At 60.0% G+C, this 19681-nt stretch carries 17 protein-coding genes; 7 read left to right on the top strand and 10 right to left on the bottom strand.

The annotated features are described in order from the left end of the window. Positions 1 to 144: 144 nt before the first annotated feature. Complete coding sequence (emhR, locus tag K5K95_RS15245) at positions 145 to 777, bottom strand: efflux system transcriptional repressor EmhR (protein WP_222590089.1); 633 nt, start codon at positions 775 to 777, stop codon at positions 145 to 147. A 265-nt stretch (positions 778 to 1042) separates the two neighbouring features. Here emhR and K5K95_RS15240 point away from each other — a divergent pair, with 265 nt between their 5' ends. The 7 genes from K5K95_RS15240 (at position 1043) to K5K95_RS15210 (ending at position 11110) form a co-directional block, all read left to right on the top strand. Further along, a complete protein-coding gene (locus tag K5K95_RS15240) occupies positions 1043 to 2200 on the top strand; it encodes an efflux RND transporter periplasmic adaptor subunit (RefSeq protein WP_222590088.1) in 1158 nt (385 codons plus the stop codon). A gap of 3 nt (positions 2201 to 2203) precedes the next feature. Then, the gene (gene emhB, locus K5K95_RS15235) at positions 2204 to 5368 is read left to right on the top strand and encodes an efflux RND transporter permease subunit EmhB (RefSeq protein WP_222590087.1); all 3165 of its coding nucleotides are present in this window, start codon (positions 2204 to 2206) and stop codon (positions 5366 to 5368) included. Then, the gene (gene emhC, locus K5K95_RS15230) at positions 5365 to 6825 is read left to right on the top strand and encodes an efflux RND transporter outer membrane subunit EmhC (RefSeq protein ID WP_222590086.1); all 1461 of its coding nucleotides are present in this window, start codon (positions 5365 to 5367) and stop codon (positions 6823 to 6825) included. Before emhB ends, emhC begins: the two co-directional genes overlap by 4 nt. 436 nt (positions 6826 to 7261) lie before the next feature. After that, the gene (locus K5K95_RS15225) at positions 7262 to 8521 is read left to right on the top strand and encodes an OprD family porin (RefSeq protein WP_222590085.1); all 1260 of its coding nucleotides are present in this window, start codon (positions 7262 to 7264) and stop codon (positions 8519 to 8521) included. Between the two features lie 197 nt (positions 8522 to 8718). Further along, a complete protein-coding gene (locus K5K95_RS15220; RefSeq protein ID WP_222590084.1) occupies positions 8719 to 9909 on the top strand; it encodes an FAD/NAD(P)-binding oxidoreductase in 1191 nt (396 codons plus the stop codon). A gap of 25 nt (positions 9910 to 9934) precedes the next feature. Next, positions 9935 to 10270, top strand: coding sequence for a DUF1641 domain-containing protein (locus K5K95_RS15215; RefSeq protein WP_259152090.1), 336 nt, complete (start codon positions 9935 to 9937; stop codon positions 10268 to 10270). Between the two features lie 21 nt (positions 10271 to 10291). Further along, on the top strand, positions 10292 to 11110 hold the full coding sequence (locus K5K95_RS15210; RefSeq protein WP_222590082.1) for a methyltransferase domain-containing protein: 819 nt from the start codon (positions 10292 to 10294) through the stop codon (positions 11108 to 11110). An 84-nt stretch (positions 11111 to 11194) separates the two neighbouring features. Here the strand turns inward: K5K95_RS15210 and pcaC are convergent, their stop codons facing one another. The 9 genes from pcaC to K5K95_RS15165 all read right to left on the bottom strand — a co-directional run bounded on the left by pcaC (position 11195) and on the right by K5K95_RS15165 (position 19459). Continuing rightward, positions 11195 to 11587: a 4-carboxymuconolactone decarboxylase gene (gene pcaC, locus K5K95_RS15205; protein WP_222590081.1), complete on the bottom strand. Its 393-nt coding sequence runs from the start codon at positions 11585 to 11587 to the stop codon at positions 11195 to 11197. A gap of 10 nt (positions 11588 to 11597) precedes the next feature. Further along, complete coding sequence (gene pcaD, locus K5K95_RS15200) at positions 11598 to 12389, bottom strand: 3-oxoadipate enol-lactonase (RefSeq protein WP_222590080.1); 792 nt, start codon at positions 12387 to 12389, stop codon at positions 11598 to 11600. Positions 12390 to 12400: 11 nt separating this feature from the next. Further along, complete coding sequence (locus K5K95_RS15195) at positions 12401 to 13765, bottom strand: 3-carboxy-cis,cis-muconate cycloisomerase (protein ID WP_222590079.1); 1365 nt, start codon at positions 13763 to 13765, stop codon at positions 12401 to 12403. Positions 13766 to 13810: 45 nt separating this feature from the next. Further along, positions 13811 to 15115 (bottom strand): MFS family transporter, encoded by a 1305-nt coding sequence (locus tag K5K95_RS15190; RefSeq protein ID WP_222590078.1) that lies wholly within the window; start codon positions 15113 to 15115, stop codon positions 13811 to 13813. Positions 15116 to 15311: 196 nt separating this feature from the next. After that, on the bottom strand, positions 15312 to 15878 hold the full coding sequence (gene pcaG, locus K5K95_RS15185; protein ID WP_222590077.1) for a protocatechuate 3,4-dioxygenase subunit alpha: 567 nt from the start codon (positions 15876 to 15878) through the stop codon (positions 15312 to 15314). Position 15879: 1 nt separating this feature from the next. Next, on the bottom strand, positions 15880 to 16584 hold the full coding sequence (gene pcaH / locus K5K95_RS15180; RefSeq protein ID WP_222590076.1) for a protocatechuate 3,4-dioxygenase subunit beta: 705 nt from the start codon (positions 16582 to 16584) through the stop codon (positions 15880 to 15882). 36 nt (positions 16585 to 16620) lie between these two features. Continuing rightward, the gene (pcaF, locus tag K5K95_RS15175; RefSeq protein ID WP_222590075.1) at positions 16621 to 17826 is read right to left on the bottom strand and encodes a 3-oxoadipyl-CoA thiolase; all 1206 of its coding nucleotides are present in this window, start codon (positions 17824 to 17826) and stop codon (positions 16621 to 16623) included. Next, the gene (locus tag K5K95_RS15170) at positions 17823 to 18602 is read right to left on the bottom strand and encodes a CoA-transferase subunit beta (protein ID WP_222590074.1); all 780 of its coding nucleotides are present in this window, start codon (positions 18600 to 18602) and stop codon (positions 17823 to 17825) included. Before K5K95_RS15170 ends, pcaF begins: the two co-directional genes overlap by 4 nt. After that, positions 18602 to 19459: a CoA transferase subunit A gene (locus K5K95_RS15165; protein ID WP_007947285.1), complete on the bottom strand. Its 858-nt coding sequence runs from the start codon at positions 19457 to 19459 to the stop codon at positions 18602 to 18604. Before K5K95_RS15165 ends, K5K95_RS15170 begins: the two co-directional genes overlap by 1 nt. Between the last annotated feature and the right edge of the window lie 222 nt (positions 19460 to 19681).

Raw genomic sequence — 19681 nt, 5'->3', positions numbered from 1 at the left:
TCAGTACAAATTACGTAGCTCGCTACCTTTCAACCTGGCGAGTGTGCGTATATAAAAGCACCCCATTGCAAAGGCGCTGGCGCTGATGGGGGCCAAGCCTGTCTTATTTGGTTGACAGGAACGGATCCAATTACGCATTTTGTTTCATTTGCGCAGGCTGCTGCTCAAGCGCAGCATGTCCAACCCTGCATCGACCCAACGTTCGGCGTCGGTGTGCAATAGAAAACTGTCCGGCGCCAACAGCCACTGATAAAGCATGCCGTCGATATAGGCGTGCAGGCTGACCGCCGCGCGTGCCGTATCGAGGTCCTCGGGCATTTGCCCGCGATTCACCGCATTACTCAAGGCCAGGGCGATTCGCACGTTGCAATCGAGGCTGACCGTTCGGCGCTGCTGACGCAGGTCGCACATTTCATCGGTGAATTCGCACTTATGATACAAAATCTCATTAATGCGTCGGGTTTTCGGGTCCAGTGCAACTTGATGAAACAAATGAATCAGAAGCTTGCGCATGCACCCAAGAGGATCGAGCTCATCTTCGCTTTCGCTGGCCCGGGCCATCTCATCCAGCGGCTCTTGCAAGGTGTCCAGCATCGCTTGCACCAGATCGGCCTTGTTACTGAAATGCCAATAGATGGCACCGCGCGTCACGCCGGCCAGGGTCGCGATGTCCGCCAGCGTCGTGCGCGCCACGCCCCGTTCAAAAAAGGCTTTTTCTGCCGCTTCGAGTATCTGGCTGCGAGTTTCTTGAGCTTCCTCTTTGGTACGACGGACCATGGCAGTAAAACCTCAATCAGGATGCTTCAGTGATGCCTGAATATCCGCTGAATAAAAGTGGGGCGAGCGCTCTTGGGCATCGTCCCCTACATACAATTCCAACCTTTGAACGGCTTTTGTAACGGAGTGGGTACGCAGCCAAGGTATTTACAAACAACCATGAACGTAAGTATATTCCTTAGCAAGCTACTTATCCACCCGGTACCGATTTTTTACCCTTTCACATTTCTAGTGCGTTTCTAGCGCGCCTGACCCGAGGATCTTCATGCAATTCAAGCCAGCTGTTACCGCTCTGGTCACTGCCCTCGCCCTGGCATCGCTGCTCAGCGGCTGCAAAAAGGAAGAGACGGCACAAGCCGCCCCACCCCCTCAGGTCGGCGTAGTCACCCTGCAACCTCAAGCGTTCACCCTGACGTCCGAGCTTCCAGGCCGCACCAGCGCGTTCCGCATCGCCGAAGTCCGCCCTCAGGTCAACGGCATCATTCTCAAGCGTCTGTTCAAGGAAGGCGGCGACGTCAAGGCCGGCCAGCAGCTGTATCAGATCGATCCGGCCGTTTATGAAGCCACCCTGAAAAGCGCCGAAGCCAACCTGCAACAGACCAAGTCGATCTCTGATCGCTACAAGCAGCTGGTCAACGAGCAAGCTGTCAGCCGTCAGGAATACGACACAGCCGTTGCCAACCGCTTGCAGTCGGAAGCCGCGTTGCAAAACGCGCAGATCAATGTGCGCTACACCAAGGTCTACGCCCCGATCTCCGGCCGCATCGGCCGCTCGAATGTGACCGAAGGCGCGCTGGTCACCAGCGGCCAGGCCGATCCGATGGCCGTGATCCAGCAACTGGACCCGATCTACGTCGACGTCACCCAGTCGTCCGTCGAGCTGCTTGAGCTGCGCCGTGAGCTGGAAAGCGGTCGTCTGCAAAAGGCCGGCGACACCGCCGCCGCCGTCAAGCTGACCCTCGAAGATGGCAGCCTGTACAAGCTGGAAGGCAAGCTTGAGTTCTCCGAAGTCTCGGTTGACCAGACCACTGGTTCGGTAACGCTGCGCGCCGTGTTCCCCAACCCTGATCACACCTTGCTGCCGGGCATGTTCGTTCACGCCCAGTTGCAGTCTGGTGTGAACAGCGCCGCGATCCTGGCCCCGCAACAAGGCGTGACGCGTGACCTCAAAGGCATGCCGACGGCACTGGTCGTCGGTGCGGACAACAAGGTCGAATTGCGTCAGCTCAAGGCCAGCCGCACCGTCGGCAACCAATGGCTGATCGAGGACGGCCTGAAAGCCGGCGATCGCCTGATCACCGAAGGGTTGCAATACGTCAAACCTGGCGTCGAAGTCAAAGCCAGTGAAGCGACTAACGTTGGCGCAAAGAACCCGGCCCCCGCACAGGCAGCTGATAAGGCTTCCAGCGGCAAAGGGGAGTAAATCATGTCGAAATTTTTTATCGACCGTCCGATTTTCGCCTGGGTAATCGCCCTGGTGATCATGCTGGTCGGGGCACTATCGATCCTCAAACTGCCGATCAACCAATACCCGAGCATTGCGCCTCCGGCGATTGCGATCTCCGTGGCCTACCCGGGCGCTTCCGCACAAACCGTGCAGGACACCGTGGTTCAGGTCATCGAACAGCAGCTCAACGGTATCGACAACCTGCGTTATGTCTCCTCGGAAAGTAACTCCGACGGCACCATGACGATCACCGCGACCTTCGAGCAAGGCACCAACTCCGACACCGCGCAGGTTCAGGTCCAGAACAAACTGAACCTGGCCACCCCGCTGCTGCCGCAAGAAGTGCAGCAGCAAGGTATCCGTGTCACCAAGGCCGTGAAGAACTTCCTGCTGGTGATCGGCGTGGTTTCGCGTGACGGCAGCATGACCAAGGACGACCTGTCCAACTACATCGTGTCCAACATGCAGGACCCGATTTCGCGGACAGCCGGCGTGGGCGACTTCCAGGTGTTCGGCTCGCAATACGCCATGCGTATCTGGCTCGACCCGGCCAAGCTGAACAACTTCAGCCTGACCCCGATTGACGTCAAGACTGCCATTGCCGCGCAAAACGTGCAGATCTCGTCCGGCCAGCTCGGCGGCCTGCCGGCCATGCCCGATACACAGCTGAACGCGACGATCATCGGCAAGACCCGTCTGCAGACCGCTGAGCAATTCAACAAAATCCTGCTCAAGGTCAACAAGGACGGTTCCCAGGTTCGTTTGAAAGATGTCGCCGACGTCGGCCTGGGTGGCGAAAACTACAGCATCAACGCCCAGTTCAACGGCGCCCCGGCTTCCGGTCTCGCGGTGAAACTGGCCAACGGCGCCAACGCCCTCGACACCGCAAAAGCCTTGCGCAAGACCATCGACAGCCTCAAGCCGTTCTTCCCGCAAGGGATGGAGGTGGTGTTCCCGTACGACACCACGCCCGTGGTGACCGAGTCGATCAAGGGTGTGGTTGAAACCCTGGTCGAAGCGATCGTGCTGGTGTTCCTGGTGATGTTCCTATTCCTGCAAAACTTCCGCGCCACGGTCATCACTACGATGACAGTGCCAGTGGTATTGCTTGGTACATTCGGGATCCTCGCGGCGTTCGGTTTCAGCATCAACACCCTGACCATGTTCGGCATGGTGTTGGCCATCGGCTTGCTGGTGGACGATGCCATCGTCGTGGTGGAAAACGTCGAACGGGTCATGAGCGAAGAAGGACTGTCACCCAAGGAGGCCACCAAGAAATCCATGGGGCAGATCCAGGGTGCACTGGTCGGTATCGCCCTGGTGCTGTCGGCGGTATTGCTGCCGATGGCGTTCTTCAGCGGTTCCACTGGCGTGATCTACAAGCAGTTCTCGATCACCATAGTTTCGGCCATGGCGCTGTCTGTGATGGTCGCGTTGATCTTCACCCCGGCACTTTGCGCCACCATGCTCAAGGCCATTCCGAAAGGTGAACACGGCGTACCGAAACGCGGCTTTTTCGGCTGGTTCAACCGCAACTTCGACCGAAGCGTACGCAGCTACGAACGTGGCGTGGGCAACATGCTTGCGAACAAGATTCCGTTCCTGCTCGCGTACCTTCTGATCCTGGTCGGCATGATCTGGCTGTTCACCCGTATTCCAACGGCGTTCCTGCCGGAAGAAGACCAGGGCGTACTGTTCGCTCAAGTGCAGACCCCGGCCGGTTCGACTTCCCAGCGCACCCAGGTGGTCGTGGACCAGATGCGTGAATTCCTGCTGCGTCCAAGCAAGGATGGCGGTGAAGGCGATGCAGTGAACTCGGTGTTTACCGTGACCGGCTTCAACTTCGCCGGCCGTGGCCAGAGCTCGGGCATGGCGTTCATCATGATGCGGCCGTGGGACGAGCGTAACGCCGACAACAACGTGTTCAAGGTTGCGGCCCGCGCCCAGCAGCACTTCTTCACCTTCCGTGACGCCATGGTGTTCGCATTCGCGCCACCGGCGGTTCTGGAACTGGGTAACGCCACCGGTTTCGACGTGTTCCTGCAAGACCGTGCCGGTATCGGTCACGAAAAACTGATGGCGGCCCGCAACCAGTTCCTCGGCATGGCAGCGCAAAGCAAAGTGCTGTCGCAAGTGCGCCCGAACGGTCTGAACGACGAGCCGCAATACCAGTTGGAAATCGACGACGAGAAGGCCAGTGCACTGGGCATTACCATCGCCGACATCAACAACACCCTGTCGATTGCCCTGGGCAGTAGCTATGTGAACGACTTCATCGACCGTGGTCGGGTGAAGAAGGTTTACGTACAAGGCCAGCCCGGCGCACGCATGAGCCCTGAAGACCTGAAAAAGTGGTACGTGCGCAATCGCGACGGCGCGATGGTGCCGTTCACCGCCTTCGCCAAGGGTGAATGGATCTACGGTTCGCCGAAACTGGCCCGTTACAACGGTGTAGAGGCGATGGAAATTCTCGGTGCTCCGGCGCCTGGCTACTCCACCGGTGAAGCGATGGCCGAAGTCGAAGCCATCGCCCAGAAACTGCCGGCAGGTGTCGGTATTTCCTGGACCGGTCTGTCGTACGAGGAACGCCTGTCCGGCTCGCAAGCGCCAGCGTTGTATGCGCTATCGCTGCTGATGGTATTCCTGTGTCTGGCGGCGCTGTATGAAAGCTGGTCGATTCCGATCGCGGTGATGTTGGTCGTGCCGCTGGGGATCATCGGTGCGCTGATGGCCACCAGCCTGCGAGGTCTGTCCAACGACGTGTACTTCCAGGTGGGCCTGTTGACGACTATCGGTCTGGCGGCGAAAAACGCCATTCTGATTGTCGAATTTGCCAAGGAGCTGCATGAACAGGGGCGCAGCCTGCGCGATGCGGCGATCGAAGCCTGCCGCATGCGTTTGCGACCGATCATCATGACCTCGCTCGCGTTCGTTCTTGGTGTGGTGCCCCTGGCAATCTCCACAGGCGCAGGCTCGGGTAGCCAGCATGCGATCGGTACCGGGGTAATTGGCGGTATGCTCACCGCCACGATTCTGGCGATCTTCTGGGTCCCGCTGTTCTTCGTCACCGTGTCGTCCATGGGCCAGCGCAAAATCGCCGACCAGGATGACGCTATTGAACCTACTAAAGAGGCTGGCCAATGAGCAAGTCGCTACTCTCCCTAGCCGTCGCCGCCTTCGTGCTCGGTGGCTGCTCGCTGATTCCTGACTATCAGCAGCCCGCAGCACCGGTGGCCGCGCAATACCCGCAAGGTCCGGCGTATTCGCCGGCCCAGGCGCCTGCCCAGGCTGCCGCCGAACAAGGCTGGAAGCAGTTTTTCCATGACCCGGCGCTGCAACAGCTGATCCAGGTTGCGCTGGAAAACAACCGTGACCTGCGCGTCGCGGCCCTGAACATCGATGCGTTCGCGGCTCAATACCGCATCCAGCGCGCCGATCTGTACCCGGCCGTTTCGGCCAATGGCACCGGCAGCCGTCAGCGCGTCCCGGCACGGGCCTCGCAGACTGGCGAAGCGGGCATCAGCAGTTCCTACTCGGCCACCGTGGGTATCAGCGCGTATGAACTCGACATGTTCGGTCGGGTTCGCAGCCTCAGCGAAGAAGCGCTGCAGAAGTACTTCGCGACCGAAGAAGGTCGTCGCAGTACGCAGATCAGTCTGGTGGCGAGCGTGGCCAACGCTTACCTGGCCTGGCAAGCCGACAAGGAACTGCTGAAAGTGACCCAGGACACCCTCGCTGCGTTCGAGGAGAGCTACAAGCTCACCGCGCGCAGCAACGAGGTCGGCGTGGCTTCGGCGCTGGACCTGGCCCAGTCGCGCACCTCGGTGGAAACCGCCCGGGTTCAACTGGCGAAGTACACCCGCCAGGTTGCCCAGGATGAAAACAGCCTGGTGCTGCTGCTCGGCACCGGCCTTCCGGCCAACCTGCAAGCCGCCAAACCGCTGTCTGAAGATTTGCTGAGTGACGTGCCCGCCGGTCTGCCATCGGACTTGCTGCAACGTCGTCCGGACATCCTCCAGGCCGAATACAACCTGAAAGCTGCCAACGCCAACATCGGTGCGGCACGGGCTGCGTTCTTCCCGAGCATCAGCCTGACGGCCAACGCCGGCACCCTGAGCCCGGACTTGTCCGGTCTGTTCAAGGGCGGTTCGGGCACCTGGCTGTTTTCGCCGCAGATCAACCTGCCGATCTTCAACGCCGGCAGCCTGAGCGCCAGCCTGGATTACTCGAAAATCCAGAAAGACATCGGCGTGGCGAACTACGAGAAATCCATTCAAACGGCTTTCCAGGAAGTCGCCGACGGCCTGGCTGCCCGCCTGACCTACACCGACCAGTTGCAGGCGCAGCGTGACAACGTCACCGCCAACCAGGAGTACTACCGCCTGGCCGAGCGTCGTTACCGCATTGGTGTCGACAGCAACCTGACCTTCCTCGACGCCCAGCGTCAGCTGTTCAACGCGCAACAAGTGCTGATCACTGATCGCCTGGCGCAGTTGGTCAGTGCGGTCAATCTGTACAAGGCCTTGGGCGGTGGCTGGAATGAGCAGACGGCGAAAGTCGAACCGCTGAAAGAAGACGCGCCGAAGATGAAGTTGTTCTGATCGCGCTGTAAACAAGAAGCCCACCTTTTGGTGGGCTTTTTGTTGTCTGCGGGAAATATTGTGTTGTCAGCGCTGGCCTCTTCGCGGGCAAGCCCGCTCCCACAGTGGATTTCTGTATGTATGTGATTTGCGGCAAACATGGAAACCTGTGGGAGCGGGCTTGCCCGCGAAGAGGCCCGCGCAAACGACACAAAATCCAAAACAATCTTGCGTTCGATTATCGCCCAAAACCCGCTTTTGCCAATTGAACCAGCTGGTTCATTCCCCTCACCATCTGCCCCCACAAGACCAATAACATCAGGTTCGACACCATGCCCCCGCGCCCTGCCCTGTCCGGCTGATCCGTTCCGATTCTCACAACTTCGAATCCTTTGTCTGCAACCCCGCCGTTGCGGCAGCGCCCTGTTTCATCCCTAACAATTAGAGAGACCGCCCCATGACGCCTTCCACCGCGCAGTATTATTTTCCCGGCCTGATCGCCATCGCCCTGGCCAGCGCTGCCCTGCCTGTCATGGCCGAGGAATCGGGGTTTGTCGACGGCGCCAAGGTCAACCTGAACCTGCGCAACTTCTACATCAACCGCAATTTCACCAACCCGACCAAGGCTCAAGGCAAGGCGGAAGAGTGGACACAAAGTTTCATTCTCGACGCCAAGTCAGGGTTCACCCAAGGCACCGTCGGGTTCGGCATGGATGTGCTGGGCCTGTACTCGGTGAAACTCGACGGCGGTAAAGGCACAGGGGGAACGCAGTTGCTGCCGCTGGACCACGATGGTCGCCCCGCCGACAACTTCGGCCGCACCAACGTGGCGTTCAAGGCCAAGCTGTCGCAGACCGAAGTGAAAGTCGGTGAATGGATGCCGGTACTACCGATCCTGCGCTCGGACGACGGCCGTTCGCTGCCGCAAACCTTCCGTGGCGGCCAGATCACCTCGAAGGAAATCACCGGCCTGACGCTCTACGGCGGCCAATTCCGCGCCAACAGTCCGCGCGATGACAGCAGCATGAACGACATGTCGATGACCGGAAAACCCGCCTTCACCTCCGACCGCTTCAACTTCCAGGGCGGCGAATACGTGTTCAATGACAAGCGCACGCAGATAGGTCTGTGGAATGCCGAACTCAAGGACATCTACAGCCAGCAGTTCGTGAACCTGATTCACAGCCAGCCACTGGGCGACTGGACTCTGGGCGCCAACCTCGGTTTCTTCTACGGCAAGGACGACGGCAGCGCCCGGGCCGGCGACCTCGACAACAAAACCTTTTATGGCCTGTTCTCGGCCAAGTACGGCGGCAACACCTTTTACGTCGGTCTGCAAAAACTCACCGGCGACAGCGCCTGGATGCGCGTCAACGGCACCAGCGGCGGCACCCTGGCCAACGACAGCTACAACTCCAGTTATGACAACGCCCGGGAAAAATCCTGGCAGGTGCGTCATGACTACAACTTCGTCGCCCTCGGTGTTCCCGGCCTGACCCTGATGAACCGCTACATCAGCGGCGACAACGTGCACACCGGCAACATCACCGATGGCAAGGAATGGGGCCGTGAAAGCGAATTGGGCTACACCGTACAAAGCGGCGCGCTCAAGGACCTGAACGTCAAATGGCGCAACTCGACCATGCGCCGCGACTACAGCAATAACGAGTTCGACGAGAATCGGTTGATCATCAGCTATCCGATCAGCCTCTTGTAACGAGACTCAGGCAGCGACCGCAGACGAAAAACGGTCGCCTGCCTCTCACCGTTTGTCGGTAGGCGCTGGTGATTTGCACGCTGACAGATACAGTCAACTTGCGTGTTTAATTCTCCAGCCCTGATGTAGGAGCCCCTGTTTCCTTCCGTTATCTCCGGATGCTGTACGCGAAGCTGCCATGACCTCGGAGGTCAGGTATGAGCAAGCGAATAGTTATCGTCGGTGGCGGCGTCGGTGGAACCATGTTGGCCAATCAATTGGCCAGCAAGCTGTATCCAGAAATCCTGCGCGGCGAAGTCTCGATTGCACTACTGTCCAATTCCCCCGATCACTTCTATAAACCTGCCTTCATGTACGTGGCGTTCAACCTGTTTTTTCAGGAAGAACTCAAGCGCACGGAACGTTCGCTGCTGCGTCCGGAAATCGATTTTCACGTTGAGGAGGTCACTCGTTTCGATTTCAACCGCCAACATCTGTACACCCGCAGCGGCAAGCAGTATGGCTATGATTTTTTAGTCATTGCCACCGGCTGCATACCGGCGCCGGAGCGAATCGAAGGACTGAAGAAAGCGGGTGACCATTTCTATCAGTACGAGCCTGCCCGGCAACTGGCGCAACGCCTGAGCACGATCGAGAAAGGCCGCATCTTTATCACGGTGTCGTTCCCGCAAACGCCGAATGTGCCGCATCAATGCGGGATCGCCCCTGTTGAAACTACTTTGATGCTGGATGATTTCCTGCGCCGACGCGGCGTACGCGATCATGTAGAAATCATCTACACCTACCCGACAACTGCGCAATTAATGCGCAACTGTCTGTTCCTTCAGCGGCCGACCGGGGAAATTCTGCCCGGTATCTTCGAGCAGAAAAACATCCGCTTCCAGCGCGGCTTCACCCTGAAGCGAGTCGATCCTGACAAGAAAATTGCTTACTCCGAAGAAGGTGAGGAACAACCGTTCGACATTCTCATGGCGACCCCACCGATCCGGGCCGTGGACGCCGTGCTGGAGTGTGGCGCATCACACGCCCCCAACAACGAGGGTTGGTTGCCGACCAACCATGAAACGTTGAAGGTCTATGGCCTGGAAAACGTCTATGTCATCGGTGACACCGTCGACCTGCCTGTGAGCAAAGCTGGCGGCGCCTGCCATAACCAGGCACCTGTGATTGCCAACAATATCGCTGGCGAAATTCGGCTGGGCAGCACCATCGCCGTGTATGACGGACGCGTCCAGGCCGTGGCGCAAATGGGCCTGAATGCAGGAATGCCGCTTTGGTATGACTACTGCCACGATGTTCTGCCGACACCGCCCACCAAACTCGGCGGTTTGCTCAGAAACGGCTTCAATCGCGGTCTGTACTGGGCGGTCGCCCGTGGAATGCTTTGACCCTGCACAGGGAGGAGTGAATGCGATGGACGTAGCCAATGAGTCCGCACTGATGGCGAAACTCAAACCACTGATTGACGGTGGTCGGATAGACAACCTGATAGACCTGCTGTCACTGGTCAGCGACATCGTCGATTTGCTGGACGCCCCGATGGTGGAAAAGCTGGCTCAGCTTTTCGAGAACGCCACAGCAGCCACCTGGACGGTCAGCAACGCCGTGCGTGTGGCAAAAGCCGACAGTGCAGAAAACGAGCAGCCCCCCGGCTTTTATCAACTGCTGAAACTGTTGCGCGAGCCGGATACGCGAAGAGGTGTGGGGTTTTTACTTAAAACCCTCAACGTCATTGGAAGACAACTTTGAATCGCCAGAGAGGACAACCTCATGAGCACCGACCTGAAGGCAAAAAGCAATGCCAAACCCGACTGGGACGCCAAGGCCTATCAACAATTCTCAAGGCTTCGACAACGACCGGTGAACGAGCTGCTCGACCGCGTCGATGTAGAAAACCCCAGACGCATCTACGACCTGGGTTGCGGCACTGGCATCGCCACCCAAGTCCTGGCCAAGCGTTGGCCCCGAGCGCAACTGATGGGTATCGACAGTTCGAAGCAAATGCTCGTGGAGGCAGGCTGCCTGCCGATCAAGGCGCAATGGAAGCAGTGCGATCTACAAACCTGGCAACCGGAGCAACCCGCCGATCTGCTCTTTGCCGCCGCTGTACTGCATTTCATCGACGATCACGAACACTTGCTGCCGCGGCTGCTGGGTTATCTCAATCCGGGTGGCTGTCTGGCGGCGCACATGCCCGACTGGCGGGATGCGGTGTGGTATCAGCTGATGCTCGATACCCTTGATGATGGCGGCCCCGACGGCAAACCGCTGGGCACCCCTCAACTGCGCGAAGACCTGGCTGCGCGCCCATTGCTCTCGCTGGAAAATTACTATCGGTTGCTCTCGCCCATCACCCGCACGCTGGATATCTGGGAGACCGAACAACTGCAAGTCGTCGATGGCAAGTCGCCGATCTACGACTGGATCAAGGTGTCGGCTTTGCGCTCGGTGATGCAATCGTTGGAGGGGAACGAACAGGCGCGCTTCATCTATCACTTCATGATGCGGGTGCATGCGCATTACCCGCATGAGCCCGATGGGCGAACGCTGTTTCCGTTCAAGCGGATTTTCATTGTCGCCACGGTTTGAAATTCAGGACTGATGCAAGCAGACCCACCGCCATCGCGGGCAAGCCCGCGATGGCGGTGGGTCAATCAACATAAATCCCAAGGATCAATCCCGCGATTCGACTCCCAACTCATCCCACACCGACTCCGCCAGATGGAACGTCGCGTTGGCCGCCGGAATCCCGCAGTAGATCGCGCTCTGCATGATCACTTCCTTGATCTCGCCGCGAGTCACGCCGTTGTTGGCGGCGGCGCGCAGGTGCAGCTTGAGTTCTTCGTTGCGGTTCATGCCGATCAACATGGCGATGGTGATCAGGCTGCGGGTGTGGCGCGGCAGGCCCGGACGGGTCCAGATGTCGCCCCAGGCATGGCGGGTGATCATCTCCTGGAACTCCGAGTTGAACTCGGTCAGGGCGTTCAGGCTGCGGTCGACGTGGGCATCGCCCAACACCGCGCGGCGAACTTTCAGGCCTTCGTCGTAACGTTGTTTCTCGTCCAAAAGAAAATCCTCAGTGGCCTGCCAGAAATGCCAACACCCGCGCGCTGAAAGCGTCGCCGGCCTGGACGTTGGACAAGTGAGCAGCGTAGAACTCGGCGTACTCGGCGCCCTGCACATGCTCCTGAATGAAGTGCCCACCGGACGGCGGCGTAACCGCATCTTCGGTGCCGGCGATGACCAGCAGCGGCACCTTGATCGAAGACAGCTGCTCGCGGAAATCAGCATCACGCACGGCGGCGCAATTGGCCGCGTAGCCCTCAGGTGAGGTGGCCGCGAGCATGTCGGTGATCTGCTTCGCCACCGCTGGATTGGCTTGGGCAAAATCGGCAGTGAACCAGCGCGCAATCGAAGCATCGCGCAAAGCGACCATCGCGGCCGGACCGTCACGCAACACGGTTTCGATCCGTGGGTTCCACACCGACGGATCGCCGATTTTCGCAGCGGTGTTGCACACCACCAGTTTATGCAGACGTTCGCCGGCGTTGATCCCCAGCCACTGGCCGATCAAACCGCCCATCGACAACCCGCAGAAATGTGCGCGTTCAATGTGCAGCGCATCCAGCAGCGCCAGCACGTCGTGCCCCAGTTGCTCGATGCTGTAAGGCCCCGGCGTCACCAGCGATTTGCCGTGCCCTCGGGTGTCGAAACGCAGCACGCGAAAATGCTCGGCGAACGCCGCGATCTGCGCGTCCCACATGTGCAGGTCGGTGCCCAGGGAGTTGGACAGCACCAGTACGGGCGCGTCGACCGGCCCTTGAATTTGGTAGTGCAGTTCGCCATCGGCGAGTTTCACGAAAGCCACAGCAGTCTCCTTCAGGCAGTCAATGCAGAATGTTCAGCCACCGCTCGCTCGACCCAGGTATGGGCCTGGCCGAGGTAGTTGGCGGGGTCCATCAGACGATCCAGTTCAGCGGCTGAAAGCTGCGCGGTCACTTGCTGTTCCTCGCCCAGTACCGCACGCAGATGACGTTGTTGCGCCACGGCGCGTTTGCAGCACTGTTCCAGCAAATGATGTGCAGTATCGCGGCCGACCCGCTGGGCCAGGACGATGCTCACCGCTTCGGCGAGCACCAGGCCCTGGGTCAGGTCGAGGTTGCGGGCCATGCGCTCGGCGTCCACTTCCAGAGCATCGGCCACCAGCAACGCCTGTTTCAGGCTGCCCGACACCAGGCAGCAAATCTCCGGCAGGGTTTCCCACTCGGCATGCCACAAGCCCAGGCTGCGCTCGTGTTCCTGAGGCATCGCACTGAACAGGGTCGAGAGCAAACCGGGTACGCGAGTGGCCGCGCCGATCAGCACCGCCGCGCCCACCGGGTTGCGTTTGTGCGGCATGGTCGAGGAACCGCCCTTGCCCGGTGCCGAAGGTTCGAACACCTCCCCCGCTTCGGTCTGCATCAACAGGCTGATGTCACGGCCGAGCTTGCCGAGGCTGCCGGCGATCAAACCCAACACCGAGCCGAACTCCACCAGCCGATCACGCTGGGTGTGCCAAGGTTGCTCCGGCAACGTCAGTTGCAGTTCACCGGCCAAGGCTTCGGCAATCGGCATTGCCTGGTCGCCGAGGGCCGCGAGGGTCCCGGAAGCGCCGCCGAATTGCAGCACCAACAGGCGCGGTTTGAGTTCTTGCAGCCGTTGTCGGCTGCGGCTTACAGCGCCCAGCCATCCGGCGATTTTCATGCCCAGGGTGACGGGCGTCGCATGTTGCAACCACGTGCGGCCAGCCAGCGGTGTGGCGACGTAGCGCAACGCTTGGGTCGCCAACGTTTCGCCCAGCTGCGCCAGATCTCGTTCGATCAACACCAGTGCCTGGCGCAGTTGCAGCACCAGACCGGTGTCCATCACGTCCTGACTGGTGGCGCCCAAATGCACGTAACGCTCGGCCTCGGCATCGCTGGCGGCAATGTGCTTGCCCAATGCCTTGACCAGCGGAATCGCCGAATTACCGGCCGTGGCAATCGCCTCGCCCAGTGCGGCAAAATCATAAAACCCGGCCTGACAGGCCGCTTCAATAGGCGCGACGGCGGTGTGCGGAATCAAGCCGACGCGTGCTTGCGCTCGCGCCAATGCCGCTTCGACATCGAGCATGGCCTGAACCCGGCCCTGATCGCAGAACACTTCACGCATGTCGCGGGCAGTGAAATAGGCATCGAACAATTGATTGCCCGGTCGCTGGTTCATAAACAATCCCTGAAGGCGTGGGCCGATGTGGCCCACGCGGATAGATCAAAGGTCGTGGTGCAGGTATTTCGCCTGTTTCGGCAAGCGCAGGCTGAACAGGAACGCCACCGCCATCATCACCGTGACGTACCAGTAGAAGGAGTTCTCCATACCGCCGGCCTTGAGGCTCAGGGCCACGTATTCCGCCGAACCGCCGAAGATCGCATTGGCCACCGCGTACGCCAGGCCGACACCCAGTGCACGCACTTCGGGCGGGAACATCTCGGCTTTTACCAGGCCACTGATGGAGGTGTAGAAACTGACGATCGCCAGCGCCACGGTAATCAGTACAAAGGCCAGGAACGGGCTGCTGACACTTTTCAGGCTGAGCAGGATCGGCACGGTGAACAGCGTCCCGAGGGCGCCGAACCAGAGCATGGAATTACGACGGCCGATCTTGTCCGCGAGCATGCCGAACAGCGGTTGCATGCACATATAAAGGAAGAGCGCGCCGGTCATGATGTAACTGGCGGTCTTGGCCTGCATGCCGGCGGTGTTCACCAGGTACTTCTGCATGTAAGTCGTGAACGTGTAGAAAATCAGCGAACCACCCGCGGTGTAACCGAGCACGGTGATGAAGGCTGCCTTGTGATCGCGAAACAAAGCGGCGATGCTGCCGGCGTCCTTGTTTTCACGCATTTCCTTACTGGTGGTTTCCTTGAGCGAACGACGCAGGAACAGCGAAATCAGCGCCGCCGCCGCACCGACCACAAACGGGATCCGCCAGCCGTAGGCACGCAAGTCATCTTCCGTGAGGAACTGTTGCAGGATCACCACCAGCGACACCGCCAACAGTTGGCCGCCAATCAGCGTCACGTACTGGAACGAGGCGAAGAACCCACGCTGGCCCTTGAGGGCGATTTCACTCATGTAGGTCGCGGTGGTGCCGTACTCGCCGCCCACCGACAGGCCCTGGATCAGACGCGCGAACAACAGCATGACCGGTGCCCAGACACCGATGTCCTTGTAGGTCGGCAGGCAGGCGATGAGCAACGAACCGAAGCACATCATCAGAATCGAGATCAGCATCGAGTTCTTGCGCCCGTGCTTATCCGCCACCCGGCCGAAAATCCAGCCGCCGATGGGTCGCATCAGGAACCCGGCGGCGAACACGCCCGCCGTGTTGACCAGTTGCACCGTCGGGTTATCGGACGGAAAAAAGGCCGGGGCGAAATAGATCGCGCAAAAGGCATAGACGTAGAAGTCGAACCATTCCACGAGGTTGCCGGACGAAGCACCGACAATGGCGAAGATCCGCTTGCTGCGCTCTTCGCCGGTGTAATGAACGGGAGTAGCCGTAGGTGTTGTCATTGTTTTTTTACTCAATGGGGACAGTGAGAGTCTAGACACACTTCGCAACAGTCCCGTTCCGCAGATAGATCAGCAACACATTCCGATCGTTCCCACGCTCTGCGTGGGAATGCCGCCATGGACGCTCCGCGTCCACTGTGACGCAGAGCGTCACGGGATGCATTCCCACGCAGAGCGTGGGAACGATCAGGTGGAGTCAATAATCGAAGAACACCGTCTCGGCGTCGGTGCCCTGCAGGATCACGTTCCACTGGTAAACACCGCTCGCATCCTGCTTCGCCAGCAACGTACCGCGGCGTTCAGCCGGCACACATTCGAGCAACGGATCGGCCACATTGGCCGGCTCGCCGTCAAAATAAATCCGCGTCAGCAGGTGCTTGACCAACCCGCGAGCAAACACCAGCACCACCAGATGCGGCGCCTGCGTCGAGCCCTTCAGGCCCTCCACGGTTCCAGGCTTGATCGTGGTGAAACGGAAGCGCCCTTCGGCATCCACCGGCACCCGGCCAAAGCCTTCGAAGTTCGGGTCCAGGGGTTTGTCCTGATCGTCTTCCGGGTGGTCGTACTTGCCGGCAGCATTGGCCTGCCAGATTTCCAGCATCGCGTCGTTGACGATATCGCCATTGCCATCGATGACTTGCCCGGTGATCGCCACGCGCTCGCCCAGGGTGTTTTCGACGGTCAGGTTTTCACGGTTCAGCCAGGTCAGGCCGATATGGTAGTAAGGTCCGACGGTGTGGGACGTGGTCGCAGTCAGCGTCATCTTATTTCTCCATCGGCGTGGCATCGCGGCCGCGCAAGACGATGTCCCAGCGATAACCGAGGGCATAGGAAGGGATGGTTTTTTCCAGGTCGAAACTGGCGATCAAGCGTTCTTTGGCGCTGGTATCGGGCACGCAGTTATAGATCGGGTCGTAAGCCAGCAGCGGATCGCCCGGGAAATACATTTGCGTGACCAGACGCGTCAGGATGCTCGGTCCGAACAGCGAGAAATGGATGTGCGCCGGACGCCATGCATTGTGGTGGTTACCCCACGGATAGGCGCCGGGCTTGATGGTCTGGAATTGATACCAGCCATCGGCGTCGGTCACGGTGCGGCCGGTCCCGGTGAAGTTCGGGTCCAGCGGCGCATCGTGCAGGTCGCGGTCATGGTTGTAGCGGCCGGCGGCATTGGCCTGCCAGATCTCCACCAGAATCCCCGGCACGGGAAGACCGTTTTCATCCAGCACACGGCCATGAATGATGATGCGCTCGCCCAAAGGCTCGCCCTTGTGCTGGGCGGTCAGATCGTTGTCCTGCTCGTTGACGCGCTCTGCACCGATTGTCGGGCCGGTGATTTCCGACAACGAATGGGGCAAAAACACCAACGGCTTGGACGGCGAGCGACGGTTGGTGGATTGATAGGCCGGGTGCAGGTAGTCCGGCTGGGTGCCTTCCTGCGGACGGCGGTAACCAGGCTTGTCAGTCATTTCACTTTCCTCAGTTCTTATTGTCACTGCTGCGCGTCAGACGCGTTCGATCGCCAAGGCCAGACCCTGGCCGACGCCGACGCACATGGTCGCCAGACCTTTCTTTCCACCGGTTTTTTCCAGCTGATGCAACGCGGTCAACACCAGGCGCGCACCGCTCATGCCCAGCGGATGGCCCAGGGCAATGGCGCCACCGTTCGGGTTGACCTGAGCCGCATCATCCGCCAGCCCCAGTTCGCGCAGCACCGCCAGGCCCTGGCTGGCGAACGCTTCGTTGAGTTCGATCACGTCGAAATCGCTGACGGCCAGACCGAGGCGCTCGGTCAACTTGCGCACCGCCGGGACCGGGCCGATGCCCATGACCCGAGGCGCTACACCGGCGCTTGCCATGCCCAGCACTTTGGCGCGAGCAGTCAGGCCGTGTTTTTTCACCGCTTCGGCCGAAGCCAGGATCAGCGCCGCGGCACCATCGTTCACACCCGATGCATTGCCGGCAGTGACCGTTTTATCGGGACCGTTGACCGGCTTCAGCTTCGCCAGGGTTTCCAGGGTGGTGTCGGCGCGCGGATGCTCATCCTGACTGACGACGGTTTCCCCTTTCTTGTGGGCAATGCGCACTTCAACGATTTCTTCAGCGAAAAATCCTGCAGCTTGCGCGGCGGCTGTCCGTTGCTGGCTGCGCAGTGCGAAAGCGTCCTGATCTTCGCGGGACACTTGGTAATCGTCGGCCACGTTGTCGGCGGTCTGCGGCATCGCATCGACACCGTATTGGGCTTTCATCAACGGATTGATGAAGCGCCAGCCAATGGTGGTGTCTTCCAGCTTCATGTTGCGCGAGAACGCCGCATCAGCCTTGCCCATCACGAACGGCGCGCGGGACATCGATTCGACGCCGCCGGCAATCGCCAACTCCATTTCACCGCTGGCGATGGCGCGGAACGCGGTGCCGATGGCATCCATCCCCGAAGCACAGAGACGGTTGAGGGTCACGCCCGGAATGGTTTCCGGCAGCCCCGCCAACAGCAGCGCCATACGCGCCACGTTGCGGTTGTCTTCACCGGCCTGGTTGGCGCAGCCGAGGAACACCTCATCGACTGCGTTCCAGTCCACCGAGGGGTTGCGCTCCATCAGCGCCTTGATCGGCACGGCGGCCAGATCGTCGGCGCGTACCGCCGACAGGCCACCGCCGAAACGGCCGATGGGTGTGCGAATCGCGTCGCAGATATAAACGTCACGCATCACGCTTCTCCGGGTGCTTGGCCGTGGGCGGCGGCAGTACAGGCTTCCAGATCCCTGAGTGCCTTCAATTCGACCTCGGTCGGCTCGGCGGTGTTTTCCACGGTTTCGGCAAAGCGAATCGCCCAGCCGGTGGCGGCGGTCACTTGCTCGCGGGTCACGCCCGGGTGCAATGCGGTAACCACGAATTCATGGGTGCCAGCTTCCGGTTCCATGATGCACAGGTCGGTAATGATGCCGACTGGGCCAGCGCCCGGCAGGCCGAGACGCTTGCGCGAATCGCCGCCCTCGCCGTGGCCGACCGACGTAATGAAGTCGAGTTTGTCGACGAAGGACCGCGCCGATTGCTTGAGGATGATCAGCACGCTTTTAGCCGAACCGGCGATCTCCGGCGCACCGCCAGCCCCTGGCAGACGGACTTTCGGCGCGTGGTAATCGCCGACCACTGTGGTGTTGATGTTGCCGAAGCGGTCGACCTGTGCGGCGCCGAGGAAACCGACGTCAATGCGCCCGCCCTGCAGCCAATAGCGAAAAATCTCACCGGTCGGGACGACTGTGTCGGCGGTTTCCGCCAGTTCGCCGTCACCGATCGACAGCGGCAATACGCTGGGCTTGGCACCGATCGGACCCGATTCGTAGATCAGGACGACATCCGGCGACGACGTCAGGCGCGCAAGGTTGGCCGCTTTCGATGGAAGGCCGATGCCGACGAAGCATACTGAACCGTTTTTCAGGCGGCGGGCGGCGGCGACGGTCATCATTTCATTGGTGGTGTAAGTCATTACTTGGCCTCCGAAGCAGCGGCCAGCTTGGCCTGGAACTCGCTGAAGTCAGCGCAGCCGTGGATGTATTCGTTGATCCACGCGGTGAAGGTTTCACGGTCGCGGGCAATCGGGTCCCAAGCCTGGTAGAAACGGTTGTCGCGTTCGTTGTACCCGTGGGCGTAGGACGGATGCGCACCGCCAGGGACGTGGCAGACCGCGCTCAAGGCCCAGGTCGGCAGCACGCAGGAGTTCATCGGTGCATTAAGGTCGTCGACGATTTCTTCAACGGTGACGATGCAACGCTTGGCGGCCAGCGCAGCTTCTTTCTGCACACCGAGAATGCCCCACAACAGCACGTTGCCTTTGCGGTCGGCTTTCTGCGCGTGGATCACGGTGATGTCCGGGCGCACCGAAGGCACGGCGGCCAACACTTCACCGGTGAATGGGCAGGTCACGGTTTTGATCAGCGGGTTGACCTTCGGAAGGTCGGAACCAGCGTAGGCACGCAGCACCGCGAACGGCAGGCCGGAGGCGCCCGCGACGTAGGCATTGGCCAGGTCGGCGTGGCTGTGCTCTTCGATTTCCAGCGCATGCGGCCACTGTTTCTCGACCGCATCGCGCAGACGGTGCAGCGAGCCGACGCCAGGGTTGCCGCCCCAGGAGAAAATCAGCTTGCGAGCACACCCGGCGCCGATCAACTGGTCGTAGATCAGGTCAGGCGTCATTCGCACCAGCGTCAGATCTTTCTTACCCTGGCGAATGATTTCGTGACCCGCCGCCGTAGGGATCAGGTGAGTGAAGCCTTCGAGCGCGACGGTATCGCCGTCGTTAACGAACTGCTTCACCGCGTCGTGCAGCGAAAGGATTTCAGCCATGGGGCAGGCTCCCGTTTTTATTAACCGACAGTGGAAGAAAAAGGCGCGATGCGCTGCGCCGGAATGACTGAAGATTAAGCCTGCACAAAACGTCAAACAATCCGATAATCGACTGAGTGTTCGTTTATCGAACAGATTGTTGTTTGGCTACCGATCGTCGACTTGATCGTCTGATCGCTCCCACGTCGAGGCGTCGAACCGTCCGCATGGGAATGCCTCAAT

It is taken from the genome of Pseudomonas sp. DR48 (assembly GCF_019823085.1).
Lineage (GTDB): Bacteria > Pseudomonadota > Gammaproteobacteria > Pseudomonadales > Pseudomonadaceae > Aquipseudomonas.
Note: the sequence above shows the minus strand (reverse complement) of the source record. Positions and strands in the feature narration are given on the sequence as shown.